The sequence below is a fragment of the Streptomyces sp. NPDC058619 genome, from assembly GCF_042717785.1.
Lineage (GTDB): Bacteria > Actinomycetota > Actinomycetes > Streptomycetales > Streptomycetaceae > Streptomyces.
The window spans coordinates 1-18,692 of record NZ_JBHXQN010000053.1 but is presented as its reverse complement, the minus strand read 5'-3'; the positions used below and the strand labels follow the sequence as shown (position 1 = coordinate 18,692).

Annotated in this window: 16 protein-coding genes and 1 pseudogene; 13 read left to right on the top strand and 4 right to left on the bottom strand. The window is 68.9% G+C overall.

The window, feature by feature from the left end; all coding sequences use genetic code 11:
• The first annotated feature begins 3 nt into the window (after positions 1-3).
• The 8 genes from ACFWTC_RS31735 (at position 4) to ACFWTC_RS31700 (ending at position 7,442) form a co-directional block, all read left to right on the top strand.
• Positions 4-345 carry a hypothetical protein gene (locus tag ACFWTC_RS31735; RefSeq protein ID WP_384029495.1) on the top strand — a complete coding sequence of 114 codons (342 nt, stop codon included), beginning with the start codon at positions 4-6 and terminating at the stop codon, positions 343-345.
• On the top strand, positions 279-1,166 hold the full coding sequence (locus tag ACFWTC_RS31730) for a DUF317 domain-containing protein (RefSeq protein WP_384029497.1): 888 nt from the start codon (positions 279-281) through the stop codon (positions 1,164-1,166). Before ACFWTC_RS31735 ends, ACFWTC_RS31730 begins: the two co-directional genes overlap by 67 nt.
• A gap of 211 nt (positions 1,167-1,377) precedes the next feature.
• A complete protein-coding gene (locus tag ACFWTC_RS31725; RefSeq protein WP_384029499.1) occupies positions 1,378-2,037 on the top strand; it encodes a DUF317 domain-containing protein in 660 nt (219 codons plus the stop codon).
• Positions 2,038-2,071: 34 nt separating this feature from the next.
• Positions 2,072-2,653, top strand: a complete 582-nt coding sequence (locus tag ACFWTC_RS31720; RefSeq protein WP_384029501.1) for a hypothetical protein — start codon at positions 2,072-2,074, stop codon at positions 2,651-2,653.
• A gap of 33 nt (positions 2,654-2,686) precedes the next feature.
• Positions 2,687-4,480 (top strand): type IV secretory system conjugative DNA transfer family protein, encoded by a 1,794-nt coding sequence (locus ACFWTC_RS31715; RefSeq protein ID WP_384029503.1) that lies wholly within the window; start codon positions 2,687-2,689, stop codon positions 4,478-4,480.
• Between the two features lie 54 nt (positions 4,481-4,534).
• Complete coding sequence (locus ACFWTC_RS31710) at positions 4,535-5,077, top strand: hypothetical protein (RefSeq protein ID WP_384029505.1); 543 nt, start codon at positions 4,535-4,537, stop codon at positions 5,075-5,077.
• Positions 5,077-6,312 carry a DNA cytosine methyltransferase gene (locus tag ACFWTC_RS31705; protein WP_384029507.1) on the top strand — a complete coding sequence of 412 codons (1,236 nt, stop codon included), beginning with the start codon at positions 5,077-5,079 and terminating at the stop codon, positions 6,310-6,312. Before ACFWTC_RS31710 ends, ACFWTC_RS31705 begins: the two co-directional genes overlap by 1 nt.
• Entirely contained in the window at positions 6,312-7,442 is a 1,131-nt protein-coding gene (locus tag ACFWTC_RS31700) for a DnaB-like helicase N-terminal domain-containing protein (protein WP_384029509.1), read from the top strand. Before ACFWTC_RS31705 ends, ACFWTC_RS31700 begins: the two co-directional genes overlap by 1 nt.
• A gap of 265 nt (positions 7,443-7,707) precedes the next feature.
• Here the strand turns inward: ACFWTC_RS31700 and ACFWTC_RS31695 are convergent, their stop codons facing one another.
• Entirely contained in the window at positions 7,708-8,247 is a 540-nt protein-coding gene (locus ACFWTC_RS31695; RefSeq protein WP_384029511.1) for a hypothetical protein, read from the bottom strand.
• Here ACFWTC_RS31695 and ACFWTC_RS31690 point away from each other — a divergent pair.
• Complete coding sequence (locus ACFWTC_RS31690; RefSeq protein WP_384074886.1) at positions 8,228-8,887, top strand: DUF317 domain-containing protein; 660 nt, start codon at positions 8,228-8,230, stop codon at positions 8,885-8,887. The two genes, ACFWTC_RS31695 and ACFWTC_RS31690, sit on opposite strands and share 20 nt — an antisense overlap.
• A 145-nt stretch (positions 8,888-9,032) precedes the next feature.
• Complete coding sequence (locus ACFWTC_RS31685) at positions 9,033-10,499, top strand: gamma-glutamyltransferase (protein ID WP_384029513.1); 1,467 nt, start codon at positions 9,033-9,035, stop codon at positions 10,497-10,499.
• Positions 10,500-10,693: 194 nt separating this feature from the next.
• On the opposite strand, the gene ACFWTC_RS31680 is transcribed toward ACFWTC_RS31685, so the two are convergent.
• Positions 10,694-11,551 carry a DNA/RNA non-specific endonuclease gene (locus ACFWTC_RS31680; protein WP_384029515.1) on the bottom strand — a complete coding sequence of 286 codons (858 nt, stop codon included), beginning with the start codon at positions 11,549-11,551 and terminating at the stop codon, positions 10,694-10,696.
• Positions 11,552-11,754: 203 nt separating this feature from the next.
• Here ACFWTC_RS31680 and ACFWTC_RS31675 point away from each other — a divergent pair, with 203 nt between their 5' ends.
• Complete coding sequence (locus ACFWTC_RS31675; RefSeq protein WP_384029517.1) at positions 11,755-12,609, top strand: caspase family protein; 855 nt, start codon at positions 11,755-11,757, stop codon at positions 12,607-12,609.
• Between the two features lie 698 nt (positions 12,610-13,307).
• Here the strand turns inward: ACFWTC_RS31675 and ACFWTC_RS31670 are convergent.
• Entirely contained in the window at positions 13,308-14,009 is a 702-nt protein-coding gene (locus ACFWTC_RS31670) for a hypothetical protein (protein WP_384029519.1), read from the bottom strand.
• A gap of 273 nt (positions 14,010-14,282) precedes the next feature.
• Here ACFWTC_RS31670 and ACFWTC_RS31665 point away from each other — a divergent pair.
• Positions 14,283-14,465, top strand: a pseudogene (locus ACFWTC_RS31665) (IS701 family transposase); the annotation flags it as partial.
• 221 nt (positions 14,466-14,686) lie between these two features.
• Here the strand turns inward: ACFWTC_RS31665 and ACFWTC_RS31660 are convergent.
• Positions 14,687-17,002: an NACHT domain-containing protein gene (locus ACFWTC_RS31660; RefSeq protein ID WP_384074883.1), complete on the bottom strand. Its 2,316-nt coding sequence runs from the start codon at positions 17,000-17,002 to the stop codon at positions 14,687-14,689.
• A 327-nt stretch (positions 17,003-17,329) separates the two neighbouring features.
• Between ACFWTC_RS31660 and ACFWTC_RS31655 the strand changes: the two genes are divergently transcribed.
• On the top strand, positions 17,330-18,622 hold the full coding sequence (locus ACFWTC_RS31655; protein WP_384029523.1) for a relaxase domain-containing protein: 1,293 nt from the start codon (positions 17,330-17,332) through the stop codon (positions 18,620-18,622).
• The last annotated feature ends 70 nt before the right edge of the window (positions 18,623-18,692 follow it).

The following is an 18,692-nucleotide window of genomic DNA, read 5'->3' as shown; positions in this document are numbered from 1 at the left end:
TCCATGACCGCACCCGTCACCGCCCCCACCCCGGAGCAGATCGAGCAGGCCACCGACACCCTGGCCCAGCTCGTGGACTATCTGCGGGCCGAGCCGACCACCGCCGACGTCCTGGCGCTGCTGAAACCGCTCCTCGACGAGGACGACGGCATCCCGATACTGCTGTCCGACGCCCTGCGCGCCGCCGCCCGAGCCGTCGCCACCCACGCCGAGCCGTACAGCAGCGACGTCAACTCGGTGGTCACCACCCTTCGGGAAGCAGCCACCGAGATCATGCAGTGGCACTGCTTGCACTGGGAGGTCCGCCGCCTGGCCCGCGCCACGGCGCTGGAGGCGGCGTCCTGAGCCAGCGGCCCTTCATCTACACCCGCGCCGACGAACCGCACTATGGGATCTGGTTCGAGACCAGCCCCCGCCACCTCGCCGGCCGCGGCGACCCCCGCCACATCACACAAGCGCTACGGGCAGCCGGATGGTCCAACCACTCCGACCCGGACTACCCGCACGTGCTCCTGTCCAGCCCCGACCAGCGCTACGCCCTGGCCCTGGAGCCGGAGAACGAGTCGTACTCCAAGTGGTGGCGGATCAGCTGCACCAGCGACGACGAGAACTGGTACGCCCAGTTCGGCGGCAACACCCCCGTGGAGATCCTCGCCGGATTCACCGACGCCCTCCTCATTCCCGTACCCGAGACCGCCCCCGACGTGTGGTCCATCCTCACCGCGGCGGGCTGGACCCACGTACAGGACGAGCGCGGACACGAGCTCGCCGAACATCCCGACGGCATCATGCAACTGCGCCGGTGGAACACCCCAAGCAACTGGAACCCCGGCTGGACTGCCGCCGCACTGCTCCCCGACGGCCTCGGCGGGCAGGAATCGGTGTGGGAGGCCCACCTCGGCAACGCCCAGCATCTTGCCGCCGCGTTCGCCACCGCGCTGGTCGATCCCCGCCCCGTCGCACGGGCCGAGTTGGACGTCCCGCACAGCGGCCTCGTCACCCAGAAACCGGGTGGCCGCCAAGCCGACGACCTCGCGAAGGAACACGCCACGCGCCTGGCCCGCGCCCGGACCACCGCCGTACATAACCGGCGCACCACCCTCACCACCCAGCCCGTCACCAGCCCGACCCCGGCGGCGCCCGTCGCCGCCGTGCACCGGCGCTGACACGGGCACCCGTCCGGTCCCTCAAGGAGCCGTCCCCCTGTCCATCACCGACCGGCAGATCGCCACCTTCGCCCACGACCACGAGAACAACCTCGGCTCGGCCATCACCCCGCGCTACCTCGCCGACGCCGGAGACCCCCGGCACGTCACCCACTCACTGCGGGCCAGCGGATGGAGTCTCGACTCCGACCCCCTGCACCCGTCGATCCGCATGACCAGCCCCGACCACACCTTCCGTCTCGACCTCACGCCGACGCCCAGCAGCTTTCACCGCTGGTGGCGCATCGACAACAACTACGGCCCCCGCTTCTGGTACGTCACGTTCAACGGCGACACCCCCGCCGAGATCGTGGCCAGCCTCACCGACGCACTCATCCGGCCCGAGCCCGAAGAACCCGCCCCCTCAGTAACCGAGGTCCTCACCGGCCGCGGCTGGCAGCACACCACGTCCGAGACCGGCTCGCAGAAGCTGACCTCCCCCGACGGCATCGTCCAGGTGGAGCTGTACGTCTCGCCGTCCCTCGGCGTCATGGGCTGGGAGATCGAGACCGCCCACCACCACGGTGAGCACGGTCCGCAGGAACGTCTGTGGCGGGCCTACTTCGACGAGGCGACCCCCGCCCACCTGCTGGCCGCCGTCGCCGAGGCGATCTCCGACCCCACGCCGGTCCTGCGCGCCCGATTCAAGATCAACAGCAGTGCTCGCCTAACCCAGGGCGCGGAGTTCGCGATCGGCGCCGAGGTCGTCGGCGCGCACAAGCAGCGCCTGGCCGAGGCCCGCCGCCACCGGCCCAAGCCACGCCTCACCACCACCGCCGCGGCTGCGCCCGCACTCCCGAGCACAGCCTCGACTGCCAGGCCCTCCCGGTAGCCGGCGGCACGAACACCCCATCCCCGAGAGCCCCGTGACGAACCCCGACCCCCGTGCCCCGCACGAACTCCTGCGGCAGCTTGCCCTCTACCTCCGTGAGGCTGAAGAGGTCCTCGCTGCCTGGGACGCCTACTCCGACGAGCACACCGACCCTGACGGCTGGCCCCACGACGAGAGGGCTTACGGGGTTCGCCAGTCCCGGCGTGACGCCGACACCTGGCGGTCCTTCAACCGGGTCCGCTCCGGAGCCAAGCACCTGGTAGCCACAGCCGAGGCCCAGCTGCACAAGCTTCCGGAGCGGAGCGTCCACCCTCGCTGGGCCTGGCAGATCTCCTGTCTCCACGTCGCCCTGGACCGGATCAGCACCCTGCAGAGCGAGTGGCTCGACCTCCGCACCACCCTGCCGGCATCCACACGGCCCGGGGTCGAGGAGTACGACGGGCCGCTCGCCGAGCGGAACGCCGAAGCCTGGCGCTACCTGGACGAGTGGTCCCTCCACGGCCAGGCCGTCCTCGACATCCACACCGCTTTCCGGCGCAGTCAGTCCCGGCCGTCCGCCGCGCCCGTCCCCGCGCTCCCCGGCCGGGACACCAACCCGGCAAAGCCCTGCCGGTAGACGCCCCCACCCCCTTCCCCTGGAACCGCCCTCTTGTCCAGCCCTTCCCCGAACTCCAACTCCGACGGCTACGACATAGCTTTCAAGGCCCTCCTCGGAGCCTTCGCCGTCGCCCTGCCCCTGTCCACCCTGGCCTGGCTGGGCGGCAACGCGACTGCCTGGGTCACCAGCAGCGGCCCCTGGGTCCCCTACCAGCCGGCCGAAGCTCTTCTCCACCCCGAACGCCTCTGGCCAGCAGCAGGGGAAACGTCCCTGCTGATCGGCACCCGGATCCTTCCCGCCGCGGCCCTCCTCGCCCTGGCTGTGTGCGGGTACCTGTGGTGGTCCCGGCACAAGGGCACGATCGGGAAGCGGAAGCGCATCGCCGGGATGGCCAAGCAGAAGGACATCGAGCCGCTGCTCGCCAAGGCCATCACAGCCAAGGCCCGCTCCCTTCGGCCGAGCCTGAAGGACGCCAAGACGATCGAGGCCAAGGACACCGGTGTCCTCCTCGGCAACCTGCAGGGCAGCCGGTCCGAGGTCCGGATGGGCTTCGAGGACGTCGCGGTCGCGATCATGGCTCCCCGGTCCGGCAAAACGACCTGCCTGGCCATCCCCGCGATCCTCGCCGCCCCCGGCCCCGTGCTCCTCACCTCGAACAAGGCCGCCGGAGACGCCTACACCGCGACGCTCGACGCCCGAGGGGAGGACGGCCGGACCTGGAGCATGGATCCGCAGCAGATCGCCCACGCAGCCCGCGAGATGTGGTGGAACCCGCTCGCCACCGCCAAATCCCTCGATGGTGCAGGCCGGTTGGCCGGCCACTTCCTCGCCGCGAGCGTGGACGCCTCCCAGCAGGGCGACTTCTGGTCCAAGGCCGGATCCAACATCCTCTCCCAGTTGCTCCTGGCCGCCGCCCTCGACGAGCGGCCCATCACCGACGTCATGCAGTGGCTGGCCTTCCCCGCCGACCGCAGGCCCCTCGACATCCTCCGCGATCACGGATTCTCGGCGGTCGCCGCCCAGCTCAAGGGCACCGTCGAAGGCCCCCCGGAAACCCGTGACGGCATCTACGAAACCGCGAGGCAGTACGCCTCCGCCCTCCTGAACTCGGAGATAGCCGCCTGGGTCACCCCGCAGAAGGGCATCCCCGAGTTCAAGCCCGCCGACTTCGTGACCAGCAAGGACACCTTGTACCTCCTGTCCAAGGACGGCGGCGGCGGAGCCAGCTCTCTGATCGCGGCGTGCGCGGACTCCGTGATGCGGGCCGCGACCACCCAGGCCGAGCGGGCCGGCGGACGCCTGGACCCGCCCATGCTCGCGATCCTCGACGAGGCCGCCAACGTGTGCAAGATCAGCGACCTCCCCGACCTGTACTCCCACCTCGGCTCCCGAGGAATCATCCCGATCACCATCCTGCAGTCCTACCGCCAGGGCCAGAAGGTGTGGGGGGACGCGGGCATGGACGCCATGTGGTCCGCGAGCACGGTGAAGGTGATCGGCTCCGGCATCGACGACCCCGACTTCGCCGACAAGCTGTCGCGGCTGATCGGCGACCACGACGTCGAGACGAAGTCCACCTCCAACTCCGACTCGGGGAAGTCCACCAGCATCAGCATGCGGCAGGAACGGATCCTGCCCGCGGACGCGATCCGCGCCCTCCCCAAGGGCACCGCCCTCTGCTTCGCCACCGGCATGCGCGCAGCCATGCTCGACCTGCGGCCCTGGTACATGGAGCCCGGCGCCGAAGCCCTGTCCGCCGCTTCCGCCGCCGCGTCACGGGGCATCACCGCACGCGCCGTCGCCAAGCACGCGCCCCAGCAGGACAACTACGGCCCCGCCGCGTAAACGCCTCCGCCCCGCGCCCCGCCTGGCGCTCCCCCTTCTGTCAGGAGTTTCGGATTGCAGATCATCGACCTTGCCGAGCAGACCCGCCTCCTCGGCCAAGTGGCCCCCACGCTGCAGTCCCTGCGCCAGGAGGTGGAGAGCGTGAGGGCGGGAGAGATATCCAAACCCCTTCGCGAGATAGGGCCGATCGCCATCCGCGCGCAGGGGCTCGCGATGCAGTGCACCCAGCAGGTCGCCGTGCTGTCGACCAGCCAGTACGCCGCCATGAAGGACGGTCACGAGAACCTCGCCGAACTCGTCGAAGCCAGCACCCAGATATCCCTCGCGGCCACCCTGTGCACCTTCGCCATCCACCGCCGCACCGAAGTTCTGCTGTACGAAGGCGCCGATGACGCCTCAGGCAACCCGCTGCTGGGCCAGGCCTTTCTGCACCGCTCCCGCGTCCCCCTCAGCGTGGCCCCCATCGACCACGTCACCCGCTCGGAACGTGACGCCGCCGAACTCGACGAGCTGGAAAACGGCGTGGTCAACGGGTGCTCGCCCTGGGCCTGCCGGGGCGAGGAGCCGGAGCAGGACGACTTCGGGCTTGCCTCGTGATGAACAGGCTCGTACTGGACCTCTTCGCCGGCCCTGGGGGCTGGAGCCACGCCCTGCACGTCCTCGGCGTGCGGGACGTCGGCCTGGAGTGGGACGAGTGGGCATGCAAAACCCGCGCCCGTGCCGGGCAGTTGACGATCCGCACCGACGTGGCGATGTACCCGGCGTGGCCGCTGGTCGGCCGCACCCACGGGTTCATAGCGAGCCCGCCCTGCCAGGCCTGGTCGATGGCCGGAAAGCGGCTCGGTCTGCTCGACCAGCCGCTCGTCCACCAAGCCGTCGCCGACCTCGCCGCCGGCAGGGACACCCGGGCGATACTGCTGACCGCCGCCAAGGATCCCCGGAGCCTGCTGGCCGCGGAGCCAATGCGCTACCTCCACGCCCTTCACTCGGTGGGCGAGCCGGAGTGGATCGCCATGGAGGAGGTCCCGGACGTACTGCCGCTGTGGCGGCAGTACGCCGTGATCCTCCGGGGCTGGGGCTTCTCCGTCTGGACCGGGATCCTCAACGCCGCCGACTACGGCGTGCCGCAGACACGGCGGCGGGCGATCCTGCTCGCTTCCCGCACCCGCACCGCCGAGCCACCGCCCCCGACCCACGCCCAGGCCAGCGAACCGGAGTCCCTGTTCGGGCCGGGCCGCGAGAAGTGGGTGTCCATGGCCGAAGCCCTCGGCTGGGGCGCCACAGACCGGCCCGTCCCCACGGTCTGCGCCGGCGGAGGCCCCGGCGGCGGCCCTGAGCCCTTTCCATCCGGGGCTCGCAAGACCCTTACCGACGCCCGTGACCGCGGTACCTGGAAGCCTCCCAGCCCGCTCTCCGCCCCCCGCCGTACGCGCCTTCGCCCTTCCCGGGCGGGGACCCCGACCTGCACCTGCGGGAACCACCCCTGGGACTGGTCACTGCGCAGCAACAACCAGGCCAACGCCACTATCCGTTCGGTCCAGGAACCGGCCGGGACACTGTTCTTCGGCCACCGGGCGAACGAGTGCATGTGGGTCGCCGAACCCTCAGCCTCCACACCTGACGGGGCGGACCCGGCTCCCGACCCGATCCGGATCACCGCCGCCGAGGCCGGTGCGCTGCAGACCTTCCCAGCGGACTACCCCTGGGCCGGGAACAAGGGGCAGCAGTTCTCCCAGATCGGCAACGCTGTGCCCCCGCTGCTGGCTGCCCACCTTCTGGCTCCGCACCTCGGCAAGACCCTGACCCGGTCCGACTTCATCCTGGCGGCCTGATGCCCAACAACCAACTGCCGGAACCGGACTTCGGCCTGGGCGACATCCCGGCGAGCCCACCCGTCCACTACGCCGAACAGGCACTGCTCGGCGCGCTCCTCCTCGACCCGCAACGGATCAAGGCGATCGGCCCGCTCGAACCCGAGCACTTCGCCTCCGCCAGGCACCGCGCCCTGTTCGCGGCGATGGCCGCGCTCACCCCGCCGGCCCCGGCTCTCCACGCCAAGGAACCGGTGTGGATCAACGCTGTCCTCGCCCACGCCCGCCCGCACTCCCGCGGCCTGGCCCTGCCCTACCTCCACAGCCTGGCCGGGGCCTGCCCCCAGCCTGCGCACGCCCCCGCGTACGCGCGAATGGTCCGGTCCGACCACGCCCGCCGCACCGTCCGCGCCCACGCCGAACTCCTCATCCACGCGGCCACCGACACCTCCCTGCCGGACCCCGCAACCGTGACCCTCAGCCGAGCCGACTCCCTTACCTCCGTCCTCGACAACCTGGCCACGGCCTTCCCTTCCCACCCGGGCTCGCTCCCCCGCACCTCACCCCCACCACCGCCCAACCGCGACACCGGCCCCAACGTGGCCAGCGAGGAGCAGCTGCTGCTGTCGACGGCCGCCGCGCACCCGGCCGCACTGCCGACGATGCGATGGCTGCGCCCGGAGGACTTCGCCATCCCGCTCCACGGCGCCCTCTACCGGTGCCTGACCGCCCTGGCCGCCCGCGGCGATCCGGTCGACGAGGTGACCGTGCTCTGGGAGGCCCAGCAGCACGGCCTGCTCACGCCGGCGTTCGCCGCGCAGGACGCCCTGGAGCTGCTCGCCGCCTCGGCCGGGACCCCGGAGCACTGGGGCGAGCAGATCCTGCGGCGCTCGCTCCTCCATAACGCCCATACCGCCGTCCTGCACATTCAGGCCTTCGCGCAGGACCCGGCGAACTCCCCGCACCAGCTGGTCACCGGCAGCCGCCGTGCGCTCGCCGACCTCACCGCGGTCCGAGCCCGCTGGCAGCACGCCACCGGCCAGCCACCAGCCGAACGTCCCCGCCCGCGGCCGGCCCCCGCGTCCCGGGCCGGGCCACTCACCACGCACGCCACCCGCACCCCAACCGTCTCCTCACGGTCCTCCCGATAGCCCTACCCGACCGGGTCCGGCCGGCCACCTGCCGGCCGGCCGGACCCGAGAAGCGAGCCGCATGCCCCGCCCCGCACCCGACGCCCACGTCCGCCTGGCGCTCCATCCCGATCACGGCAGCGCCGTGACCGCCACCATCACCGCCTCCGACCGGTACTTCGCCCGGGGAACGCTCGCCGCGCACGGATTCCGCCCGACCGGCAACGAGACGATGGTCCTGGCCCGGATCGATCACGACGAACCCCACTACGCCGGCATAGCCGCCCTAGCGCTCCGCGAAGCCGGCACCACCGTGGAGATCAATCCCAAGCTCCAGGAGGAGATCGACACCGAGTGGACTTACGGCAACTACCCCATGACCTGGCTGAACCAAGAGGAGATCCGCGAGGTCAGCGCCGAGGCCCAGCGCATCCACGACGACATCGCCTCCGGCCACCTGATCATCCACCGGCACGCCCACGACGGCTGGACGACCGTCGCGGTCGGCACCTACCAAGGCGGCAAGAGCGTCCACCTGCACGGCGAGAACTACCTTCGCCAGGAGACGATGGACTTCGAATCCGAGTCCGAGGCGGTAGCCGATTTCCACCGCCAGTACACCGTCGCAGTGCGCCCCGGACCCGCCCCCCCTGACGGACACCGAGCGCGCCGCGGCCGAAGCCCTCGCCGCGCCCCTCTCCGAGACACCGGCGCCCACCGCGCCTGCGCAGGCCAGCGCCTCAACCGAGCCGGTCACGCGCAGCGTTCCCGTATACGCCGCCGACCCCGGCGACCACGAAGCCCTCCTGGACGACTTCTTCACCAAGCACGAGGAATGGGACAAATGGCGGCCTCACGACGAGACCACCATCGCCAGCCACGAGTCCCTGACCCTGCGCATCGAGTTCCTCCACGAAGCCATTCACGGCGACAACGCCTGGACAATCGCCGCCTACTTGTCCCCCGTCGGTGAGCGCCTCTGGCACGCCACCGCCACCCCCACCACCCCCGTCGAGATCATGCGCATCCTGCTCGACAGCCTCAGCACCGAAGACAGCTGGGGGCAGGGCACCCAGACCCCGGTCAAGGAAGAAGACCTCGCCGAAGCGTCCCGTCCCCTGGAAGACGTTGGCTGGCCCCTGAAGGTCGGATCCCGATTGATCGACTGGACGGCCCCCACCCCCGACAGCGCGGCAGGCCTGCGCTTCGACACCTTCGTCAAGCAGGGAAGCATCCTTCCAGCCTGGACCGTCTGGGGCGGCAACGCAGCCGACAGCCCCGCCTGGGCCATCCACCTCTCGACGCACTCCCCCACAGCGCTCATCCAGGACCTCGCCTTCGAACTCGCACACGGCCAAGGCCACCGACAGCACCAGCACACCGCCGCAACCGCGCCCCGCCTGCCGACACAGGCCGCCGTGGCCCGCCCCCCGGCATCGGCGCCCCGGCCCGCGCCCAGGCGTTGAACTCCCTGCCAGCCGACCTACCAAGCCGGGGATACCGTCGGGCCCGACGGACCCGGAGCACGGCGGCATCCCCGGTGAGTGGCACAGTGAGCCGGTGATCCCTTCCCCCTTCGCCGATGTCCCGCCCCTCCTGTACACCGATAGCGTGGACATACCCGTGCTGTTCCGCGACAGCCCGGCGGCACGACCGTTCAAGCAGTGGAGAACCGCGAAGCCGGCCCCCTGGCCCGCGCCCGCCGCGTTCCCGGCGAAGAACGGCTGGTACCTGCCCACCACCACCTGGCGGGAGATCCTTAAGGCCGCCACCGAGGTGGGCCGGGACATCACCCCGAACCTGCTGCGGATGCCCCAGCTGGCCGGCAGTGAACTCGTCGCGCGTGTGGCCCCCTTGTATGCCTACCTCGGTACCCACAGCGTCGACATCAAGCACGCCTTGGCTGGCAGCAAGGGCCGCCGCCTGACCGTCAACCCGGTCTACGAGTACGGCACCGAGCGCTCCGCGAAGAACGCCCTCGGCTACCGCCTGGGCATGACCATGGCCGAGTGGGCGACCCGCTCGCTGATGGGACTGGGCCAGACCCTGCACATCGAGGACGGCGGCCCCATCCCCGCCCTCCGGGACAAGTTCGTCACTCCGTCCGCGAAACTGCCGGACCTGTGGGGCCTGCACGAGGACGAGAACCTGTACTGGATGATCGAGGCCAAGGGAGGCAACGTCCGCAGCCCCCGCCTCTGGGAAGGCTGGAAGCAGCTCCAGGGCGGCACCAAGGTCCTCCACGAATACGCCCACCGGCGGATCCTCGTCGGAGCCAGCGTCCAGCCCCAGGGCGACCTGTTCCTCACCGTCGACCACGACCACCACCCCGGCAAAGAACCGCTCCATCCCGCCGCCGGCACCCCATGGCCCCAGCCGCCGGGTTCCCCGGAGGACCACCTCGGCGACAGCGACGACGCCCTCATGGGCACAGCACGCGCCCAGATGCTGGTGTACCTCGCACTCAGCGGCGCGCAGCCTTCCCGGCTCAAGACCGTGGCCCTGCCCGCCGACCGCACAAGCCGCCGCCGGGGCCCCCGCGGAGTGACCACCCCCCTGGAGCGCGACCCGGACGCCCAGGCGATGCGCAGCGCTGTCCGTACGGAGACTTCCGACAGCGACCAGCCCGGCCGCCGCGGCTACGCCCGAGCCCTTGGCCTCGACGACTTCCTGACCTACCGCGTCCCCGGAACCGAACTACGCCTGGGCATGTCCCGGCAGCTCTTCGCAGCCTGCGCCCAGCTCCACCGCGAGGATCAGCTGATCGCCGAGCGCACCCCCGGCATGCGGGCCGAAGACCCTCGGGCAGACGAGCCCGTCAGCGAGGAAGCGGAAGAGCGCCGGCGCCACACCCAGCGGCGGGTCTTCCGGGAGCAGCAAGATGAGCAGCGGGCCCGGATCGAGCCCCGGGTCCGTGAGGCCTTCGAGCACGGCAGAAACCGCCCCTGGCGAGAACTGCTGCACACCCAGAACGACCCGCGTCTCGACCTCGACGAAGACCCCGGTCTCCTCGAAGCCGCGACAGCGGAGACCTACCTCGCCGTCCGCGAAGATGACCTCCCCCACCACGAGCATTGACCGGCCGCATCCTCCTGCCGCTCCATCGCGGCCCGGTGGTCGCAAGGGAGGCCCCGCGTACGGGGGCTTGGGTTCTAGTACTCCAGCAGGATTTCGCTGTTTGACCTGCGGGTTTCGCTGGGCGGGACGCGGCTACTTGATCGTCCGCCGCTTTGCGCCTGTCTCATGGATCTACACGCCATCCGGCGGTATCTCTACAGGGCGACATCCTGGAGTGATTCCAGTTGCGTCCAGCGCTTCTCGGCACGAACCGCACGAGGCAGCCGGTCAGCGCCCGGTAGGGGCCCCAAGTCCAGGCCCGTGATTTCCGCAATGTCAGCGACCGGCACCTGAAAGGTACGGAACGCGCCCAGCGGTGGAGGATCGCCGGCCCTCGCCGCGTCGGCCAGGGCTCGTGCGGCAGCATCACGGGTCAGGTCGGGGCTCTGGTCCAGTACGTACGCGGTAGCCGCCAGCTCGCCGTCCTGCATGAACGCGGCGACCTTCCAGAACCGCAGCGGCACCTTGATGCCCCGGTAGGGCGGGTCAGAGTCCTCAAGCACTGGTCCGGTGAACACCGACAGCTTGCGGTCGAACTGCTCGGCATGATCGAGCAGGAAGTTCTCAAGCCCCAGCCACAGCTTCTTGCCCTGGTTGAAGATGTCCATCTGCGGAGCAGCGTTGGTGTAGTGGAACGTATCCTCGTTTGCCGTGGTTGCCTCGTCTCCCACGCCCCATACCGGATCAAGCCTGCGGACGAGGTGCCCCTTGTCCAGCGGGTTATTCTTGTAGACCGGGTTGCCCGCCTGCTGGCTGTCGGGAAGGCGTGGGTCGAACCGCCAGTTGTCGTCGCGGGGAGTGTCGATCAGCTTTACGCCGTCGATCGTGACCGCCGTTGCCGTGGCCAGATGCCGGTCCGGACGGAACACCACGCTGAAGTGGGTGTACGGGAGGACTACCGTTTCGATGCTCGGATCGGTAGGCAGCGGCAGGGGCACGGTGGGCCCAAGAAAGCCCTTATCGTAGCCAGCTCGGTTTGCCAACGAAGCACGAGTCTCGGGGAGAGTTGCCATAGTTCCTGAGTACCGCGCGCTTTAGATCAACACACCACTGTAGGGCCCTGAGTCATTCGGATGGCCCGCATCATCGGCGCGTCCGATCGGGCGGTTGGGTCTACAAGCGGGTTCAGGCAAGCGCGGCCACGGCAACCATGCAGTTGACACTGCACCCTCGCCTGACGGGTATAGCCCCGTCCGTCACCGAAGGAGACATCATCATGGTTGCCACCGGTATGTCCATTCACGTCGGCCTGAACAACGTCGACCCCGGGGAGTACGCCGGTTGGAATGGTGAACTTATCGCTTGCGAAAACGACGCCAACGACATGGCCGAGTTGGCCAAGCAGGCGGGATTCAAGGACACCACACTACTCACGGCAGACGCGACCGTTGAGAACGTCAACAAGGAACTACGCAAGGCTGCCAAGAAGTTGGTAAGTGGCGACATCCTCCTCTTCACCTATTCCGGCCATGGCGGTCAGGTACCGGACATCAACGGACCCGAGGATGAACCGGACCGGCTCGATGAGACAATGTGCTTCTTCAATCGCGAGTACATCGACGACGAACTTCACAAGGAATTCGAAGGCTTCGCGGAAGGGGTTCGCATCCTGGCGTTTATGGATAGCTGCCACAGTGGATCGGGTATCAAGGTGCGCGAAATCCTCACGCCCAAGGCGATGCAAGAACAGTTCCAGACGAAGGACCCCAACGAGATCGAGAAAAACTCAAGGCTCATGCCTCTGAAAAAGCAGGCTGAGCTGTACAAGCGAGACAAGGAGCGTTACGACAAGATCCAGCTCGAGTTGGATGCAAGGGATCGTCGGGAAGTCGGTGCCACAGCTGTGCTCATCTCAGCCTGCTTGGACAACCAGCTGGCTGCCGACGGACTTCGCAATGGCCTGTTCACTGCGAAGGTCCTTCAGGTGTGGAACAGTGGCCAGTTCACAGGCGGGTACAAGGCGTTTCACCGCGAGATCCTCAAGCAGATGCCGGCGAACCAGAGCCCGAACCTGTTCGTGACTGGCCGGAATAATCCCAGGTACCTGCGGCAGCGACCCTTCACAGTCTAAGGGCCAGAAGCACAAGGGGCACTCGGTGAACCGAGTGCCCCTTCCCTGTGCCCGCACGATGCGGCAGAGATTGCGATGCTGCCCAGTTCCCTTGGCGAGTGTGTGGCGGTCTGCCTGCTTCCGCCACGATGGGCCACTGGTGGCGAATCCTCAGGGTGTAACTGTCGGCCTGGCCAGGGGGGCGTACGCCTGGAGCTCACAGGTCCCCGCGCACCCCCAGCGCCCCCGCCGGAAAGCCACAAGGACACAGCCCAACATGTCCCGAACTGGCATCTTGCCTGAATAGGACTGCACGTGCGGTGAACAAGGGGGACAGGCCATGTCTGACGATGTCGAGGGCGCCACGTGTGACCGCTGTCGAGAAAGTGTAACTACCAAGAACATCGGCTACGTCAAGCTCACGGCCTGGCCTTCCACGCCAGTCAAGATCCTGTGCGATGAGTGTCAGGACATCGCCAACACGATCGAGCAGGCTCGTGAGGCCGGGCGGCTGGAGCAACAGCACCGTGTCGAGGTAGCTCAGTTCGTTGCCTGGGCGGCAGCCATTATCGCTGGGCTGGTTCTTTTCTCACAGTGCGACAACGATCCCAGCCGCGGGGCTACGAGGGGCCCAGACACGTGCTATTCCCGCATTGGGGCATACGATTGCTGACAGGCCGCCTCATACGTAGCCGCCAGGCCCAACCCTCACCGCCTAGCTATTTCTTCGGCAGAAGGATCGTTGCACACCCTAGCTTGTCCTCGGCTTTGCTTGCGTCACAGGCTCCGTCACTGCCGGGGTTAACGTGGTCAGGACGGGCCCAAATCGTGATGTGCGTGGCCTCGCCTGGACTGAAAATAAAGATGACCTTTTGATTGACATCACCTTTATCGTCTGCATGCAGCAGCGTGCGATACACAGGCCCACCTCCAAGCTTGGCCTCCCCCTTGAACGCCTCGATTTCAGCGATCACGACCTCCTTCCCCTTCACTCCGTCGGCGTGGACGGTGAAGGTTACCTTCATATCAGAGCCTCGCTCGACTGAAATGTCGGTAATGTTTGGACGGCCGTTACCGGTTGCAACGTTTGCGACACCCCAAAGGGCGAGCAATAGGGCTCCCAAGTAGAAACCGACTCCCAGGCCCAGGAGTCCGCTCTGCTTGATATTCCCTTCCTTGTTCTTGCCTTGAAACAAAGACCAGATGCTAAGTCCCACTGCACCCAAGGCAAGCGCAGCGACTCCAATGAATAGGAGAATGTTGTTGTTTACCGCTGTGAGCAAGGTGTCTTGCGAGAGGCCGAAGGCTGCGCCTGCGCCAGCGATTGCCACGAAGACGCCGGCAAGGATCTTTGCGACCTGAGCCAAGCGTCCGTCTACCCTTTCCTGCTTGGCATCCTCAGGTTCTGGCGCAGTACCCACAGCACACTTCCCTTCCCTCGAAGACAGCCATAGCAAGACCAGCCAGAGAGCCGCTGACAGGTGCCAGGGTGGGCGCCTGCCAGTCGACCGGACTCTCATATCGCAGTCCCCACTTCTTTACACCTATGGCAGAGATTGCCAGCACCCAGCTTGGACCCACCGGGGGGCACGGGTTCCTCGTCGAATCTTCAGGCAAAGACTGATTGCCGTGTATGTCAACGTGAGAGGGACCGTTCGGGTGAGGTTCGCAGGGTTTCCAATCCAAGGTGAAGACCTATCCCGGGCTACCGCCAGCTGCTGATCCGCCGCAACCGCACCAGCGGCGAACTCGCCTGCTACCGCTGCTACTCGCCGGATCCGGTGCCGCTGACGACCACGGTGCGGGTCGCGGGATCGAGATGGCGGGTCGAGGAGACCTTCCAGAGCGAGAAAGGACTGGCTGGCCTCGATGAGCACCCGTGCGACATCCCGCGAGTTCCTGCGCACATGCTGTACCACGTTGGCCTGTGGCCAGGGACTTCTCTCGGGGGCGGACTGGCACTGCGGCGGTGACGTTCCTTCAGGAATGCCGAGCACTTTTACACTTCACCGACCATCCCTCAACCTATCCGAACGGAAGGGGCTCCGAGTCGGCGCTGGCGGGCGTACGGAACGAGTCCCGCCCGCCTGGCTGGCGGCTACGCCGGCGGGGGGCCGGGATGATGCGCCAGCCATTGCTGCAGTTCACGGTGCCGGAACTGGTAGGCGGAGCCCGAGAGGCGCAGCAGCCCGGCGGCGCAGGCCCAATCCAGGAAGACCCCGAGCCTCCATGGCAGATTTCTCCTGGAGCACAGCACGAAAACCAGGTACCGGCGTCCGGATGGGGCACCGAATCCGACCCCGACCATGAGCCCGAGCACGAGCCCGTATCCGAGCCCGGCCGCTAGCCCGGTCGCTAGCCCAAGCGTGAGCCCGCCCAGGATCACCCACGCGAGCCCGGCCGTGAGCCCGGCCGTGAGCCCGGCCGTGAGCCCGGCCGCGAGTCCTCGTAAGAGATCGCTATGGATGACGTCACGTGGCCGTGCACTCGTTGACGGCTCGGGCCCGATGGCGCGGGTGAGCCCGACCGTGAGCCCGACCAAGAGCCCGTACAAGACCCCAACCATGAGCCCGTATGTGGGTCCGTAGATGAGCCCGGCCGCGATCCAGTACACGACTCCGACCGCGAGCCCGACCGCGAGTCCTCGTAAGAGATCGCCATGGATGACGTCACGTGGCCGTGCACTCGTTGACGGCTCGGGCCCGATGGCGCGGGTGAGCCCGGCGCCGAGCCCGATCGCGAGCCCGAACGTGAGGGCGATCGTGAGCCCGCCCTGGAGGCCAAACGCCAGGTCGAACGCGTGCCCTGCCCCGAGCCCGTACAAGAGCCAGATCGCGAGCCCGGCCGCGAGCCCGAACCCCAGCCCGACCGCGAGCCCGGCCGCAAGGTCGCGGCATCCGGCTTTGGTGCGCAGGCGTCCCCAGCGCACGCGCGCAGGTGGATCCACCGAAGCCCGTGCCGCATGGCAGCCGACCACGACGGCGGCCACAACGGACATGATCATCAGTCCTGGAATGGTGCTGGCCAACGCCAGGGGTAGCGGCAGCAAGACCGCGAGCGCCGTCAGCATGGCGTCGATGGCGCGCACCCTGCGAGGCCCAGCCAGTGGCCACAACTGGTGCAGGACCAGGTCGGTGCGGGGATTGGCGCCCACCCCCTCCGGTGCTCCCGGGAGAGCCGTTGGAGTGTCCAGATGGGTGGCAAAGTGGGCCAGCCAGCGGTGGACATCACCCGGGGCGTAGGGGCGGCGTGGGCGTGGGTGAAGGGCGGTGGCCGCAGGAACGAAGCGGGCCAGCAGGTGTTCGTCGAGGTCGGCAGGGGTGGCGTGGCGGAGGAGGTCGGAGGGGGCGCCGTGCTGGGCGTAGACGGTGGCGGCCAGGCTCAGCCGCCACGGCGTGGACAAGGAAGTGGCCAGTGTCCCGCTGGGGTCACCGTCCAGCGCCTCCAGGACTGGCTGCCACCGTGCGGGGTCGGGGGTGCGCTGGAGCAGGTAGGCGCGGGCGGTCGCAGGGGTGAGGTGGTCGATGTCGATGCAGGCCGCGTCGAGGAGCCGGGTACGGCTACGTACGGCTTCGTAGTGACGGGTGCGACACGTCAAGATCACCGGCCCGGCAGCCCGGCCGCTCTGATACGCGTTGAGCGCGTCCAGAGCGGCCTGGGCGCGCGGGGCTTCCGGAGAGGGAGTGCCGTCGGGCGCCGTGGGGTCCATCTCGTCCAGCCCGTCCAGCACCGGCAGCACGCGTCGCTGGCGAATGAGTTCCTCGGCCTCTTTGGCCGGCCAGTCGTAGACGTCCACCAGATGGCGGGTGAGCCACTCGGTCAGGGGGATGGCCGTGTCCCACTCGGCCAGAGACAGGCGCACCGGGACCGGGTCCCCCTCCTCCCGCTCATCGATGAGTGCCAGCATCAACTCCAGTGCCAGCACGGTTTTGCCCGCCCCAGGCGCGCCGGTGACCACCAGCCGACGCGGGCAAGTGCGACGGAAGTATGAGGCCACATCCGGGAGGGCCGGGGTTCCCTCGAACAAGCGCCCGGCGCCAGCCGGGGCCACCGCGGCCCGCCCCGGCTCCGCGCGGAGGCTGAAGGTCAGATTGATCATCTTGGTGTCGTCCCCGATCAGCTGCCGCCACTGCCGCTGCCCGTCTTCCTTCACCTGCTCGGCCAAGGTCGACGCCCAAACTCGGGCCAGCTGCGCCAGGTCACCCGCAGGGGGCCGCCGCAGGCCCGCCACTGTGCCCAGCGCGCCCACCACCCCCAGGGGCAGCCCGATCAAATCCTCGATACCGCCCGCGTCCAGGTCGCCGTGGGCCAGCCGCACCCCCGTATACACCAGGCTTGCCGCCAGCAGCAGCCCACCTACCCAGACAAGCCACATCCGCCACCGCCGGTACCCGCGGCCTCCGATCCCCGCCATGCTTTGATCATGACCGTCCCCGGTAATGCCGTGGGTCCGCCATGCCGGAAGGCAAAGGGCGTAAACGCCGTCGGCGTACGGCAGGGGCGGATACGTCCCGACAGTTCACCCGAACCCACGGGCACAGGCCCGGAAACTACAGCGATAGCCCTGGGTTCCCGCCGACGACCCGTGGGTTCCCAGGAACCAACGGGGAACAAGGGGTCCCAGTAGTACTCACCGAAAAAACAACGCTAAGGGCTGAGCCGCAGGTCAGCGCGCGGGTTCCATCGCGGTTGTGCGCTCGTCGTGTTCGCGCAGCATGCGCATGACGGTGGCAGGCGACGGGTGCTGGCCCTTCTTCTTGCCCGTCGTGATCACGAGTCGGGCAGCGAGAACTGGGCCGCGTACGCGATGGCCGGCGAGCACGGCAACGGCAAGACGGCCGACCGCGTCGACACCTCCGGCTTCCTCGGCTGGATGACCGTGCACTATTCCGCCCGCCCGGTCGGGGGCGTGCCCGGCGACCCGCACTTGCACGTCCACGGGAACATCGCGAATATGGCGCACGCCGTCGACGGCAAGTGGCGCACCGTCGGGGCCGGCGGCCGCGACATCCTCCGCCACGCGCACGCCGCCGACGCGATGGTCAAGGCGCGCCTGCGGCAGCTGACCGGCGAGCGGTTCGGGATCCGCTGGGAGCGGCACGCCGAGACCGGCGCGTGGGAGGTCGTCGGGATCGACGAGGACCTGCGCCGCGCGTTCTCCCGCCGCAACACGCAGATCGTCGCGGCGGCCGCCGCGGAGGCGACGACCGGCGAGCAGAAGCTGATCGCCCGCCAGCTCGCCGAGGGCAAGGACGCCACGATCACCACGGCCGACGTGAGGGCGTCGTGGCGCTCCCGGGCCGAAGCGGTCGTCGACGATGTCGACGCGATGATGCGCCGCGCCATCCCCGGCCCCGAAGGACCGGATGGGCCGTCGGTCGCGGGCCCCGGCGGCGGCCCGATCGTCCCCTCCCCCGAGGAGATCGCCGCGTACATCTGGCGGCGTGAGGGCGGGCTGACCGAGGCGCGGAAGGCGGTCACGCGGGCGGACGTCCTGGCCCACGTGATCGACGCGTGCCCGTTCGGCGTGCCCGACCTCGCGGCCGCCGAGGCCCTGACCGACGCCGTGCTCGCCGTCGACGGCGAGGCGGTCGTCCTGCCGAAGCAGGGCATGGCGCACCTGACCAACCCCCAGCGCTACACACACGCGACGATCCTCGCGGCGGAGCAGACCATCACCGAGACGGCCGCCGACCGGCTCGCCGAGGGCGCGGCCCAGCTCACGGTGGAGGCCGCCGAGCTCGCCATCGCCGCATTCGAGACGCAGCGCACCACCGACCCGCTCCGCCCGTTCCGCATGTCCGACGAACAGCGCGCCGCCACCATGCGGTTCCTCACCGGCGGACAGGGTGTCGACGTCCTGCGCGGCAAGGCGGGCACCGGCTCAGCGCCGGCGGCCTGCTCGCCGTCGACGTTCCGCGCGCCGGATGGGAGCCGGAGCTGCTGCGTGCAAGCGCTGCCGCCCCCGGCCGGGCTGGGCGGCGCGGTGCGACGGGTACAGGGCCAGCCCTTAGAGCTCGTAACAGGATCTTGATGAGATGTTGTGGTCAGCCGTGACCGGTGTGACGATTCGGCCGTTCGTGGTGGTGTGAGTACTCGGCCGT